This is a genomic window from Vibrio sp. 1CM2L (assembly GCF_023161695.1).
Classification (GTDB): Bacteria; Pseudomonadota; Gammaproteobacteria; order Enterobacterales; family Vibrionaceae; genus Vibrio; species Vibrio coralliirubri.
In genome coordinates this window covers 505,623-519,118 of sequence record NZ_JALNTT010000003.1, presented here as the reverse complement: position 1 = coordinate 519,118, position 13,496 = coordinate 505,623, and the positions used below count along the sequence as shown (strand labels likewise).

Sequence of the window (13,496 nt, the reverse complement as noted above, 5' to 3'; positions counted from 1 at the left end):
TCACATTATCTAATTAAGCAGCATCATTTTTTATCAACTCTCCCAGCACGGCTAGGTCATTACCTAGGTCAACCGAACCACCCAGTTCAGTCGCAATCCCCTCAACAACGATAGTTTGGACATCATCCCCTCCATTGATTGGAATGGACAACGCGATATCTTCTCCGTCGACAGAGACCTCAATCGCATCAAGTAGCTCGGCCATTTGAGTCTCATCTTGAGGGTCTTCGACCAAATCATTGAGGTCAATCAGATCCCCAGAACCACCTGTATAAAGCTCGAAATCTTTAATAATATCAGTACCGTTGTCGAGCGCAGAGTCTAGCCAAGTGAAGATGTTGTCTCCGCTATCTCCAATAAGCAGATCGTTGCCTGACTCGGCATACAAAGGTTCATTACTCGCAGCACTAATAACGTTATATTGCTGCGGTTCTTCGATATCTATGGTGACCGTCTCTACCGTGCTTTCTGCACCATTAGAGTCGACCGCGACATAATCAAACTGCGGGTCTTCAGTTACCGCCTCGTTACCTTGGACATAGCGTAACTCCCAACTGCCCCCTGTCGATGACAGCTCCATCCCAACAATCGGATTGTCTGGTGAAGAATAACTAAAATCATACAGAATTTGGCTATTCCCTGTATCTCCTGGATCTTTTTGATATTGCTCCGTCTGAGTAGTGCCATCAGCAAAGCTATAGATCACTTCAACATAAACATTACTATCAGTGTTAAATGAACCACCCAACCCATCTAAACCAAAATCAACAACCTCTAATGGATTATTAGTAAAGTCGAGGACCAAGGTCTCCTGTTTGTTCATACCTCTACCATCAGTATCACCAATACCAAAGCCAACATGAGATTGTTCACCTTGATACTGTTTCAACGGTTTATTATTGTTATCTTCGATCGTTAGTGTAATCGTATTACCGTTATCTAGCGTAATAAGTCTCTCTGTTGGTGAAACTTCCACACCCCAATTATAGAAACCATCAACAAGCTCTGGCATATCCTCAGGATCGCCACTAAAGCCCATTTCAAACATTTCTCCGGGCCCAGCTACAAAACTGATATTGTTCGGAACAAACAACTCACCGTTATCAACATCAGACTGTACGATTTCTCTCGTGACGCCATTTTCATCGGTATACAAAAGGCTGCCGTTGGTTGGCAAACTTTCGATTCGAATATTAAGCGGAATGTCGTCATGGTCATCTTCTATATCCGAGATATAATCTGGCATGCCGCCATCTTCAGAATCGAAGAGAATAGGTATAATCGCGTCCTCATCATTAACGACCGTAAAGCTGGTCGCTTCAGGTGCGTCATTGACACCATTGATTGTTATCTCGATAACATGCTCTACACCATCAATCGCGGTTACCACATATCTTTCAATAACCGTGTCATCATCATTCAAGTATTGAACCGCATCGTTATCAACGACATAACTCCATGCGCCCTCTGGAGTAATCGTTAACATACCCAAAGCAAGTGCATAAGTAGACCCAATAGGGGTAAACACACCATTAGGTTTAAAGGCGGGCATGTCACTCGTGTCGACATCAGTAATCGTTAAAGTACCTGACGCTGAAAGTTCGTTGGTATCAGGATCGACATTAACATCTTCCGTCACCTCACCCATGTCAGAATCACCTTCACCAACGGTAATCTCAGATGGATCATCGGCACCATTGATGGTAATCGTCACTTCGCTTGTGGTTCCGTCAATCGCAGTAACCGTGTAAACCTCAGTAACGAACTCATCGTCATCAAGATATTGCACATCATCGTTATCTACAACGTACGTCCATTCGCCATCATCGGTTATGGTCAACATACCTAACGCGGTATCATTGGTCGAACCTTCTGGATTAAACGTTCCGTTAGGTTCAAAGGCCGCAACATCATTGGCATCTACATCAGTAATCGTCAGTGTTCCCGTCGCCATCAAGTCATTGCTTTCAGGATCGACATCGACATCTTCCGTCACCTCACCCATATCAGAGTCACCTTCTCCAACGGTGATCTCCGACGGATCATCGGCACCGTTGATGGTGATGGTCACTTCACTTGTGGTTCCGTCAATCGCAGTAACCGTGTAAACCTCAGTGACGAACTCATCGTCATCAAGATATTGCACATCGTCGTTGTCTACGACGTAAGTCCATGCTCCATCATCGGTTATGGTCAACATACCCAATGCGGTCTCATTGGTCGAACCTTCCGGATTAAACATTCCGTTGGGTTCAAAAGCCGCAACATCATTGGCATCAACATCAGTGATCGTCAATGTTCCCGTCGCCATCAAGTCGTTACTCTCAGGATCAACGTCGACATCTTCCGTCACCTCACCCATATCAGAGTCACCTTCACCAACAGTAATCTCGGACGGATCATCGGCACCGTTAATAGTAATGGTCACTTCGCTCGTGGTTCCATCTATTGCAGTAACCGTGTAAACCTCGGTAACGAACTCATCGTCGTCAAGATATTGCACATCATCGTTATCTACAACGTACGTCCATTCACCATCGTCGGTAATGGTCAACATACCCAACGCGGTATCATTGGTTGAGCCTTCTGGATTAAACACACCGTTTGGTTGAAAAGCAGCGACGTCGTTATCGTCAACATCGGTGATCGTTAGTGTCCCAGAAGTAATTAAGTTGTTGCTCTCTTGGTCAACATTAACATCCTCAGTCACTTCACCAGTGTCTGAATCACCTTCACCTACGGTTATATCAGATGGGTCATCGGCACCGTTAATAGTGATGATCACCTCACTCGTAGTACCGTCACTTGCTGTCACAGTATAAACTTCAGTAACGAACTCATCGTCATCCAAGTACTGAACGTCATCGTTGTTAACTACGTAAGTCCAAGCACCATCAGGGGCGATGCTCAATACACCTAGCTGTGATTCGTTTGTTGAACCTACGAGGTTAAACTCACCATCAGCTGAAAAGGTAGGAGTGTCGCTGTCTACATCTGTAATCACAATCTGACCAGACGTCACTAATTGATTGGTGATTTCATCTACATCAATGTCCTCAGTCACACTGCCCGAGTCATCAGTAGCCACAGCCGCATCATCCGTACCAATTATCGTTACTGTAATGACTTGTTCGCCTCCATCGGAGGTTTGTACTGTCGTCGAATCTTGAATTTGCTCACCATCCGCAAGCTCATCATAAGGACTGTTGGCCACGAAGGTCCAAGTACCATCGTCGTTTACAACAAAAGTACCGAGATCATTATCCCCAGCGACCTCTTTAACAATAAAGGTAACGTCTGGGTCTTCACTCGTTAAAGCTCCCCCAGTTTCAATAGGTTCATCCTGCTCAAACTCAATAACATTAGTTTCACCTGAAATAAGCGCAAAAGCGATGATATCAAAAAGAGCAAGACTTTGCGTTTCGGACAAACCTTGAGACTCAAACCCATCAGTTTCAAAATTTGTGGCAGCTTGAGTTTCGGCGCCGGTACGTTCAATCCTACCGCTGTTGGTCAAACTAGAGCCTTGCTCACCAGCTGCAGTATCAAACTCATCTCCTAATTCCGTTGGATCAAATCCTTCTTCAATAGCACGCTGAACTTGAGCGATCGCATCATCAGTATCTAGTGCATTTTGTTGGCCTTGGTTATCTACAAAACGTGCAGATACGCTTGGCACGCTCTCTTCACTAGTCCCAAAACTGATAATTACGTCACTAGCAGCTGGTTGTTCGCCCGGAGACAAACGTCTAACTTGCCCTTGAGCGTCGAGTACTACACTTCCGCTAACAAGGCCTAGTATACTTAGGTTGATATTTCCCATATCCATATTCCCACTTCTGCCCAGAACACGCCAAACGCGGAACCAATCCCACCCTGCGCTGTGGCTATTTCCTACAATAAATCTAGTAGTGGCGCTATTGATAATCAACTCACTAAAAGTTGGTAAATCTGGTGCTTTTTAAATTAGTCAATAGCAATAGCGACTTACATTCAAAAAAAAACCTACAAACTTCGCATTTTTTTGCAAATGTCCTAAGCTTCGTTTAATACCCTTCTCTCAATTCAGCGATAAACGTAGGTTGGGAAACGGATGAGACATTGAAAGTAGAAGGAGAGCTACTTTGAAATTGTTTAAATTATCCATCTTATGCTGCTTAGTTGCTGCAACACCACTCGCCGCTCAGACTCTGGAACAGTCTGTTGCTATTACCTTGGCAACGAATCCAGAGATAAAAAGCATCTTCAACGAATATGTGAGCGTGCGAAAACGTAACGATGCCTCAGGAGGAGCATACAAGCCAAGTATCGACCTTGACGCCGGTATTGGTTACGAAGGTATAAACCCTGCACCAAACAACGGTCCCGATACCGATCTAACAAGAAAGGAAGCGACGATTTCCCTCACTCAATTGCTGTGGGATGGTTCCGCGACGCTGAACGACATTGATCGTACCGCCGCAGAAGCCGAGTCGGTACGTTTGCAATTGATCGCGGATGCCGAAGACAAAGCGCTGGAGGTAACACAAATCTATCTAGATGCAGTGAAAGCCACTGAAGTGCTGGCACTGTCAGAAAGTAATCTTTCAATACACAAGAAAATCTATAAAGACATAAAGAAACGAGCGAATTCAGGCATAGGTTCGACAGCTGATGTATCGCAGGTAGAAGCTAGGATTGCGAAGGCTCATGGTAATTTGTTGGCCGCACAGAATAATTTGATCGATACCCACACCCAGTTTAGACGAGTGGTGGGTCAAGAACCCCTAGGCTTAATTTACCCAAGAGCCGATATTTCTAAAATTCCTTTGTCGTTAACTGACGCCATTGTTGATGCATTAGACCAACACCCAGTGATCAAAGTCGCAAACGCAGATGTCGATTCAGCCCACTTCCAATACAAACAATCAAAGGGCGTGAACTACCCTACCTTCTCCATCGAGGCTTCTCAGTCGTGGCGTGATGATGCAGGTGGCGATGAAGGCTCAAGTCAAGAGACCCTCGCGATGCTACGCATGCGATATAACTTGTACAACGGCGGAACAGACAGTGCTAATTCAGAAGCTGCGGCATACCAATTGAACAAAGCAAAAGATCTGAGAGATCGCGCTTATCGACAAGTGGAAGAAGGTCTTCGCCTCTCATGGAGTGCATTGGATCTAACGTTACAACAAAAGAACTTTCTATCCGACCATGTTGACTCAGCTTCGGAAACTGTTATCGCATATGAAAAACAATACCGAATAGGCAAACGTACTCTGCTTGACTTACTCAACACTGAGAACGAACTATTTGAAGCCCGTAAAGATTACCTAGATGCCCACTATTCAGAGCAGTACGCTAAGTACCGTGTGATGAACGCTACAGGTTCTTTATTGAACGCTCTACTGGTCGACATTCCAGAAGAGTGGACTACGCCCGTGGAGTATTAATGATGAAAATACCTTACTTATTACTTCCCGTGTTAACGATGACTTTATTTGCCTGTTCAAACCAGCAGGAAGAGGCTTATATCGAGACACCTGAAGCAGAACAGATTGCAGACCTGCAAGACGATGATAGAGATGGTGTGGTGAACGCTCGTGATATCTGTCCAGGTACGCCTGAGACATCACAAGTCGACAATGATGGTTGTGGAGAAACGATTCGTGCGGAAGAAGTCAGACAGCTAAAAATACTCTTTGCTCATGATTCATTTGAAGTGAACCCGATCTTCTCAGACCAGATCAGCACGATGGCAGAGTTTCTTGAAACCTACAAAAGTGCCTCGATTGAAATACAAGGCTATGCGAGTAAAGTGGGTTCTAACGAGTACAACTTAGACCTATCAAAGAAACGAGCAAACAATGTTCAAGACGAGTTACTATCGAATGGTATCGAACCAGAGCGAGTGCGAATTATCGGCTATGGTGAAGAGCGCCTAGAAAGCGATGGCGACGACCCTACTTCACATGCATTGAACCGTAAGGTAACAGCGACTGTGGTAGGGTTAAGTGAACAAATCGTCGAGGAATGGACCATATTTACCACGCTTGAAAAATAGCGTGACATTGTCACTGTGGATCTAGATGTGACATAGAGCGAGTGTCGAACAACAGCAGCTTAGTTATAAGATCAATAAAGCCGTGATAGGGTTGCCCATCACGGCTTTTTTGTTCTTTGTCGTCACATGAGTCGAGGGAGACTCTGTGACCCTTCTTGCTACTCAGAAGTTGACTTGTTACTCAGTGAGTAGGCTCCCTATTAAGCGAGCCGACTACCGATTATAGTTTTACTTCTTGATGCTTAGTTTTCGGTAGAGAAATACTTAGCAGGAAGTAACCTAAGATAGCTGCAGTCGTTGAGCCCATCAGGATACCTAATCGAGCAAGCGTATCAAAATCTGCGTTCGTTGGACCAAATGCCAGTGACGAGATAAAAATAGACATCGTAAAGCCAATACCACACAACACAGATACCGCGAAGATGTTCATGAAGTTCACACCTTCAGGAAGCTTAGCTACGCCGGTTTTCACAGCACCCCAGCTGAATAGGAATATACCCAGTGGCTTACCAACCAATAGACCCATAGCAATACCAAGCGGTAGCATACCTGTAAGGTTTGAAATTGAGATGCCTTCTAGTGAGATACCTGCGTTTGCAAATGCGAAGATTGGCAAAATTGCAAAAGCGACGTATGGGTGCAGAGCATGCTCTAAGTGTTTCAGCGGAGAACGCTCCCCTTTATTACCTTTCAGTGGGATAGCAAAACCAATTACTACACCTGCCAATGTTGCGTGAACACCAGACTTCAATACTGCGAACCACAGAATTGCACCAACAATGAGATAAACACTCAGCTTAGTCACATGCTTGTTGTTTAGCATGAACAACACACCAGTCGCGATGAAGCCAACTGTAAGTGCAAGTGTTGATAGGTCGCCTGAGTAGAACAGAGCAATGATAACAACAACACCTAGGTCATCGATAATTGCCAGTGCTAGCAGGAATACCTTCAAGCTTACCGGTACACGGTTACCAAGAAGAGCCATGATACCCAATGCGAATGCGATATCAGTCGCTGCTGGGATAGCCCAACCTTGAAGCGCTTCAGGGTTACTTGAGTTAAATAGCACGTAAATAAGTGCAGGAGCTAGCATACCACCCACAGCTGCGATAGCTGGGAAGATTGCTGTCTCTTTAGACTTTAATGCGCCTTCTAAAAGTTCGCGCTTAACTTCTAAGCCGATTAGAAGGAAGAAGACAGCCATTAAGCCATCGTTAATCCAGTGAGACACAGACATACCAAGAACGTAACTGTGAAGTACACCTTGGTAAATTTCGTTCAGTGGTGAGTTTGCTACAAACATTGCGATCGCCGCAGCGATGACTAGTATGATGCCGCCAGCAGATTCCATTTTAAAGAAGTCACGGATGACGTCGGTCATGATTTCGCCCTTATATTTATTATTTAAATAAACGAATAACAAAGAATAACCACGAGTTTATATCCAAGTTTAATTGATAGATAATCACTTCTTCGGATGTTTAACTTCGGTTTTTCCTACAAATACTAAACAATACGTCGTATATTCCATAATGTTGTTATGCACCATGAATTAAGTATAGATGAGATCATCGAACCTGTATGCACAATTCATTGGGGGCGGCTAAAAGTCGCAGGCATAAAAAAAGGCTATCAAATGATAGCCTTAGGTGTTTTTTAGTAGCCAGTTAACTGCATAAAGCCTGTCGCTTCATGACTCCCGCTCGCCCTTATTGGCCCTTCCCAATATGGTATGACAAATGGAAGCCACATATCCCTGCGTATAATACGCGTCGTGAGGTTGATATCATGCTTAGGGACGTTGATGATCCACTGTAAAGGCATCCGTCTTCCATTCATCAACGTTGTATTTTGCAATGGTTGAATGGAAATTTCGGATTCCGTTAATTGGTAAACTTTGCCTGAGCGTGTTGCTAATGTCCCGAATACGTAAGGCAACTGTTGGTTATGACGATAACGGTTAATGCTCAGCGCAGTGCCGTCATCGAGGTTAAATACAAACCAATCCCAACCTTGTTGGCCCACTCCAAGTAAGCCACTGCCCCACTCTTTATGTACCCACGCTGTGCCTTCCACTTCCTTGGTAACGCCGTCTAGGTTCAACACACCACTCAACGATAAAAATGGAGCGCTGAAGTTATAAGACGCGACAGGTAATAAGTCGTGCTTTTTCTGATAACCGTTATCGCCGTTGAGCACATAGGGCCCTTTTGCAATGGTGTCGAGTTCAAGTCCAAACGTGTCTGTTTGCACTTGAAGGCGTCCTGGGAATGGGGTGTTGCCGAGTGCACGCCAGTTCCAGTTATCAATCCAAAGCCTGAATGGACGATTAGTCATTCCCGCTTGGCCAATGCCGCCACGAGCCATGCGCTGTTCTTTCCATACTTTGGACTTAGAAGAGACCACTACATTTGAGATATAGACTTGAGGGCTTTGCCACCCTGGTGTTTCACGTTCGTCCGTTGCGATACGGAAAAAGCTCCACTGGACCGAATAGTCTTTACCATCATCACCTTTCAAAGATGCAAAGTAATGCCACCACTCGTGCTGAAACTCTGGGTGGAACTTAAAATCTTGTGGTAGCGAAACATTACGGTCTGGCAAAACAGGTTCGAACACATTGAAGTGTTCATTGACCAATATTGAGTTAACTTCATTCACGCCCTTTTCACCAGGATCGATGAAATAGGAGTAATAACCCCAAACACTTAAAAAGATGCCGAAGAAACTGATTAATAGCAGAGAAGACAAGATTCGTTGTCTTAACTTAGTTGAAGTATTCCGTAAAAACATACTAAAGCGCATCCCTCAGTGACTTCATCGGAGTGTTCCGAATCATTCTCATCACTGGTAAAGCACCAGCTAGCATCAATGCTGCCATGGCCCATGCAAATGTCTGCAAATAGTCCCAAGGAATCACTTGTAACTCGAGTGACCACCCAAAAGACTGCTTTATCACGATATCAACAATTAGGCTCGCTAACGCCAATCCGAGCGGAATCGCAATTAAGGAGGAAATAAGCCCAAACACAAACAACTGCAAACTACCTGTCAGGATCAGCTCTTTCGCCGAGACACCCAAACAGCGCTGCAAGGAAATATGCCTTTGGCGAGACACTTCTCCCGCAACCGTCGCGAAGAAGATACCGAAGACGGCGATAACCAAGGTGATGTTCCCTAGTGTATCTGCAATCGCGAACGTCCTATCGAACACCCGCATTGCTTGACTGTGAATATTGTTGTTATCGAAAACACGCTCAGAACCAAGTCTAAATACGCTTTCCAATCGACTGCGAAGCCCTAATGAATTCACATCGTCTTTGAGTATTACGCCAAGTCCGACATTACCCCGCCCTGCAAACCCATACAGCCAGTTTCGATGCGACATCATGACTTGATGGTAAGGGTTACCATAATCGTAATAAACACCGACAACCTGCCAACCAGAGCCGAGACTGTCATAGAGGTCGATGTAATCGCCAGGGCGAATCCCCAGCTTGAGAGACATCGATTCACTGATCAACACACCTTTAGAGTGATGTAAGTGATACCAGTAATTCGGAATACCTAATTTAATTGTCAGCGCTTCTAGTTCGCCTTCAGAAGGGCCTGTACTGACCACCTGAATGCTACCAACTGGAGACGCAACATCTTTCTCCCAACGCCACCAAACCGAATCCACTTCAGGTTGGTCAGATAGCCAATTACTCATACGAGCAGCGGCATTGTTGGTTGGGTAGATATAAAGATCGGCTGCCAAGCGCTGCGTTAGCCATTTATCGGTGGTATCTCTAAAGCTACCAACCATGGTTTCTACACCAATATTGGCTGTTAAGGCCAACATAAAGGCCATCGTCGCTACGCCACGGTAACTCATACTGGAAGCTGCATCAGCAAAGAACCAACGAGCACGAACCCAGCGCAACGAATAAGAGAGGCTATTAAATAACTTCCACATCAAAAACGGGGTAAATAGCGCCACACTGATCAGCATTAGCGCAATAATCGCAAAACCCGTTTCTTGAGTCTGAGGGGCTTGGTACACGGCGACAGCGGCAACTAAGAAGCCACAGCCAATCAATGCTTGCCAAGTAAACTCAGTACCCGCAAAGCGCATCAAAGATAAGCGAGAGGTCAAACGAATCGGTTGTGACCTAAGCAAGCGCACCAATGGCCAAGCACACGCTAAGAACGCACCAAGTAACGCCATCAATAAGCTGTAGCCGCTCCATCGCCAATTCCAGTCGATCGTTAAGCCAACGTTGGCATCGTATAAGTCGCCCAAGCTTGAAGACACCGCTGGTAATAATTGGTTGGCTAACATGACCCCGAATACATTACCGCAGATCCAGCTCAGTACCACCAATATCAACAATTCTAAGCAAAGCGCTTTAGCCAATTGCCAGCCCGATACACCTGTTTGTCTTAAGATCCCGACTAACGGCTGGCGCTGAATAAATGACAACGACATCGCCTGATAGAAAATGAATAAGCCAACCACAAACGACAGCATACCCATCGCTTTTAGATTTAAATGGAACGCACTGGTTAGCGACTCAAGCTCTGCCTTAGAGCTACGAGAGATAGTCAAACCATTAGGTAACATATTTTTAAGACGTTCAAACTTCTCGGTGGGCATGTCTGAACAAGCAATTACTGAAAGCCCAGCACTGCGTTTAAGCATTCGGAGCAAGGAGATATCCGCAATCAACCTTGTACCATTAATCATATTATTTTGATCAACAACCACAGGACCAAGTTCAGAACCATCCATCAGAGAGATGTAATCACCGTTGTGCCATTCCATGTGTTCAGCAAGATCATCACTGACAAGGATTGGGTATGGTGGCTTCATGAGGTTCAAAGCGGTGAGATCTTTTAACGCTATACCAGGTTGTAGCTGAAGCATAGAAACAGGATCTATACCGACAACCATGAAGTTTGCGCCATTTTCATCAGTGATACGATGGTGATCAAGAGGAGAACACTGTTGAAAGCCTTCGCGGCGAAGCTGGATATAAAAGCCTTGCGGGATTTTATTGGCGTTGTGTTTTGGTCGAATACGGTAAGGAAGAGGATTCGAAAAGAGTTTTTCGCCATGTGCATAGCTTTGCTTGGCGTGTTGGTTGATAGCAGTAACACCAACCAAAAGTGATACGCCGAGGGTTAAACCAAGCCATACCAAAATAATCTGCAGTGGGTAACGTCGATAGTGACCGAGTAGTGCCTTAACTACGGGCCATAACATGCAGTTGCCCTCCTTGTAGACGGATCCTGCCATCCATATGCAGAGCTACTTTTTCACTGTGTGTTACCAACAGCAACGTACATTCTAATTGACGAGCCAAAGAGGTCAGTAAACGCATTACCGCTTCTGCATTGCGCTCATCTAAACTTCCGGTCGGCTCGTCGGCCAGCAAGATTTTTGGTTCCATATACAGCGCGCGCGCAATGGCCGCACGTTGTTGTTGGCCACCAGACGCTTCTTCAGGGTAACGGCCAAGCAGAGGCATAAGATCTAAAGCAGAGAGAATCTGTCTCCAGAGGCCTTTGTCTTCAGGTAAGCCTTTTAACTGGCGGCAAAAGCGGATGTTATCGGCAATATTTAGCGTTGGCAGTAAGTTGAACTGCTGAAAAATATGGCCAATGTTGTTTCTGCGATAAGCGGTGCGGTCACGCTCGGTTGAGTCGTGCATATTGAAGTGAGGGAAAGCGATTTCGCCTGAATCCGCTAGGTCTAAACCCGCGATAAGATTCAGTAACGTACTTTTACCTGAACCGCTTTCTCCCATTAATGCCAACTGGTCACCTTGGTTTAATGTTAATTCAGCACCTTGCAAAACAGGGTGAAACTCCCCCCCATCGACATAGCCTTTACATAGGTCTGACAGCTTTAACATTAAACAGCTCGCATTAGTTAGAATTTGGAAGGAGAATCTACACTAATTCCCTGTTAGGAGGAAGTATTTTGAAAGATAGATCACACGCCAACGATAAAGTGATGCGATTGGTGCGCCCTACTTCAACTTCCTATCAAGTTTTTAATCCATTTTCTTGTTTTCATGCGATAGAGCGACCCGCCCCACTTGAGGACTTCTTCCGTTAGAAAAAGCAGATATACCCATTCCGGTGGAAACTTTAAATAAATAGCCGCAATGGCTGCCAATGGGATACCGATCACCCACTGAGCAATCAAATCTTGATAGAGGCAAAACTTCACATCACCACCCGCTCTCAACACCCCAACGATCACAGTCAATGGCACCGAGCGAATGACAATACCCACACTGAGGATCAGAATGAATTTCTCTGAGAGGGCTCTGGTTTCTTCCGTCAATGCGCTGAAGGCATTAAGTATTGGCGTTTGAACGAAGTAGAGAAAAACGGCTACAACGATACTGGTTAAGAAACACAGAATTGTTAAGCCAAGTGCTTGATAGTAAACCGCTTCATTATTTTTCGCGCCAAGCTGGTTACCCACTAGAACCGCTGCCGCATTCGATAGACCAATCAATAAACTCAATGAGATAGACTCAACCGGCGTCATTACTGACAGCGCAGCCAGACCTTGAACGCCCGATTGTCCCATGATCGCGTGGTAAGCAAACAACCCCCCCGCCCATGCTAAGAAGTTAAACGTGGTCGGCAGAGACAGCTTCAAGAAGCGAATCACCTTATCGATCGAAGCTGCCGCTTTAATATCGCAGAACTTAAAAGCTAACAAATGCTTAGAGAAATAGAGATAACCAAACAAAGTCGCGACTTCAATCGCGCCACTCAGTACCGTCGCAATCGCCGCACCTTTGATTCCAAGCGCAGGAAAGCCTAAGTTACCGAAGATCAGTACCCAGTTTAAGAACACATTAGACAGGATGCCGATACCGCTGAAGAAGGTGCTTAGCCCGGGTTTGTGCATCGCTCTCAAACCTACAGCCATACTGCTGACACACGATACCGCTAGCATGCTAAATGAGGTAATTACGATGTATTCAACGCCTAAGTTGATGACCTCTTGAGAGTCAGTCGTCACGCCCATGATTTGTGCAGGAAATGAAACGAAAAACGCAATGGTCAGTAATGCAAACAGTGTCGAAACCAGCCACGTCAGCGCAGTACTTTCTCTCACACCTTGTCTGTTACCCGCGCCCCAATATTGAGCAGTAAGAAGAGCACCGCCCGTGGTAACACCCACCAGCATAATGGTCGTCACGAACATCGCTCGGCTCGCCACACCCACAGCTGCGATGTCTGCTTCGCCAAGTTGGCCCAACATCAATACATCCACCAAGCCTCGGCTTGAAAACATAATGCTCTGCAAGGTGATGGGCAGTGCAATCGCAATAAGCCTGCGAACAAAATCACCTCGTGTGTGATGAATAATTGAAGAGAGCAACATAGAGAGATACCTAAACGGAACGTATTGATGAATAAAGATAAATATCGCGCTATT

8 protein-coding genes are annotated in these 13,496 nt (G+C 45.4%); 2 read left to right on the top strand and 6 right to left on the bottom strand.

Features of this window, described 5'->3' with window-relative positions; translation table 11 throughout:
- Window positions 1-13: 13 nt before the first annotated feature.
- Window positions 14-3,823: a VCBS domain-containing protein gene (locus MSG34_RS12350; RefSeq protein WP_248338166.1), complete on the bottom strand. Its 3,810-nt coding sequence runs from the start codon at window positions 3,821-3,823 to the stop codon at window positions 14-16.
- A 301-nt stretch (window positions 3,824-4,124) separates the two neighbouring features.
- Here MSG34_RS12350 and MSG34_RS12345 point away from each other — a divergent pair, with 301 nt between their 5' ends.
- Both MSG34_RS12345 and MSG34_RS12340 read left to right on the top strand, forming a co-directional pair.
- The gene (locus MSG34_RS12345) at window positions 4,125-5,432 is read left to right on the top strand and encodes a TolC family outer membrane protein (RefSeq protein WP_248337624.1); all 1,308 of its coding nucleotides are present in this window, start codon (window positions 4,125-4,127) and stop codon (window positions 5,430-5,432) included.
- The gene (locus MSG34_RS12340) at window positions 5,432-6,043 is read left to right on the top strand and encodes an OmpA family protein (protein ID WP_052878165.1); all 612 of its coding nucleotides are present in this window, start codon (window positions 5,432-5,434) and stop codon (window positions 6,041-6,043) included. Before MSG34_RS12345 ends, MSG34_RS12340 begins: the two co-directional genes overlap by 1 nt.
- Window positions 6,044-6,263: 220 nt before the next feature.
- On the opposite strand, the gene nhaA is transcribed toward MSG34_RS12340, so the two are convergent.
- From nhaA to MSG34_RS12315, 5 genes are all read right to left on the bottom strand, one after another.
- Window positions 6,264-7,427, bottom strand: a complete 1,164-nt coding sequence (nhaA, locus tag MSG34_RS12335) for a Na+/H+ antiporter NhaA (protein WP_248337622.1) — start codon at window positions 7,425-7,427, stop codon at window positions 6,264-6,266.
- Window positions 7,428-7,702: 275 nt separating this feature from the next.
- Window positions 7,703-8,851 carry a lipocalin-like domain-containing protein gene (locus MSG34_RS12330; RefSeq protein WP_081228722.1) on the bottom strand — a complete coding sequence of 383 codons (1,149 nt, stop codon included), beginning with the start codon at window positions 8,849-8,851 and terminating at the stop codon, window positions 7,703-7,705.
- Window positions 8,841-11,294, bottom strand: coding sequence for an ABC transporter permease (locus MSG34_RS12325; protein ID WP_059019300.1), 2,454 nt, complete (start codon window positions 11,292-11,294; stop codon window positions 8,841-8,843). The genes MSG34_RS12330 and MSG34_RS12325 overlap by 11 nt, the downstream gene beginning before the upstream one ends.
- Window positions 11,275-11,946 (bottom strand): ABC transporter ATP-binding protein, encoded by a 672-nt coding sequence (locus MSG34_RS12320; RefSeq protein WP_017060385.1) that lies wholly within the window; start codon window positions 11,944-11,946, stop codon window positions 11,275-11,277. Before MSG34_RS12320 ends, MSG34_RS12325 begins: the two co-directional genes overlap by 20 nt.
- A gap of 122 nt (window positions 11,947-12,068) precedes the next feature.
- Window positions 12,069-13,442 carry an MATE family efflux transporter gene (locus MSG34_RS12315; RefSeq protein WP_059019298.1) on the bottom strand — a complete coding sequence of 458 codons (1,374 nt, stop codon included), beginning with the start codon at window positions 13,440-13,442 and terminating at the stop codon, window positions 12,069-12,071.
- Window positions 13,443-13,496 lie beyond the last annotated feature (54 nt).

What these genes read in the sequence shown, in the direction of transcription:
- MSG34_RS12340 (WP_052878165.1), top strand. Translation starts at nt 5,432, where the DNA reads ATGATGAAAATACCTTACTTATTACTTCCCGTGTTAACGATGACTTTA.
- MSG34_RS12320 (WP_017060385.1), bottom strand. Translation starts at nt 11,946, where the DNA reads ATGTTAAAGCTGTCAGACCTATGTAAAGGCTATGTCGATGGGGGGGAG.
- nhaA (WP_248337622.1), bottom strand. Translation starts at nt 7,427, where the DNA reads ATGACCGACGTCATCCGTGACTTCTTTAAAATGGAATCTGCTGGCGGC.
- MSG34_RS12325 (WP_059019300.1), bottom strand. Translation starts at nt 11,294, where the DNA reads ATGTTATGGCCCGTAGTTAAGGCACTACTCGGTCACTATCGACGTTAC.
- MSG34_RS12330 (WP_081228722.1), bottom strand. Translation starts at nt 8,851, where the DNA reads ATGCGCTTTAGTATGTTTTTACGGAATACTTCAACTAAGTTAAGACAA.
- MSG34_RS12315 (WP_059019298.1), bottom strand. Translation starts at nt 13,442, where the DNA reads ATGTTGCTCTCTTCAATTATTCATCACACACGAGGTGATTTTGTTCGC.
- MSG34_RS12350 (WP_248338166.1), bottom strand. Translation starts at nt 3,823, where the DNA reads ATGGGAAATATCAACCTAAGTATACTAGGCCTTGTTAGCGGAAGTGTA.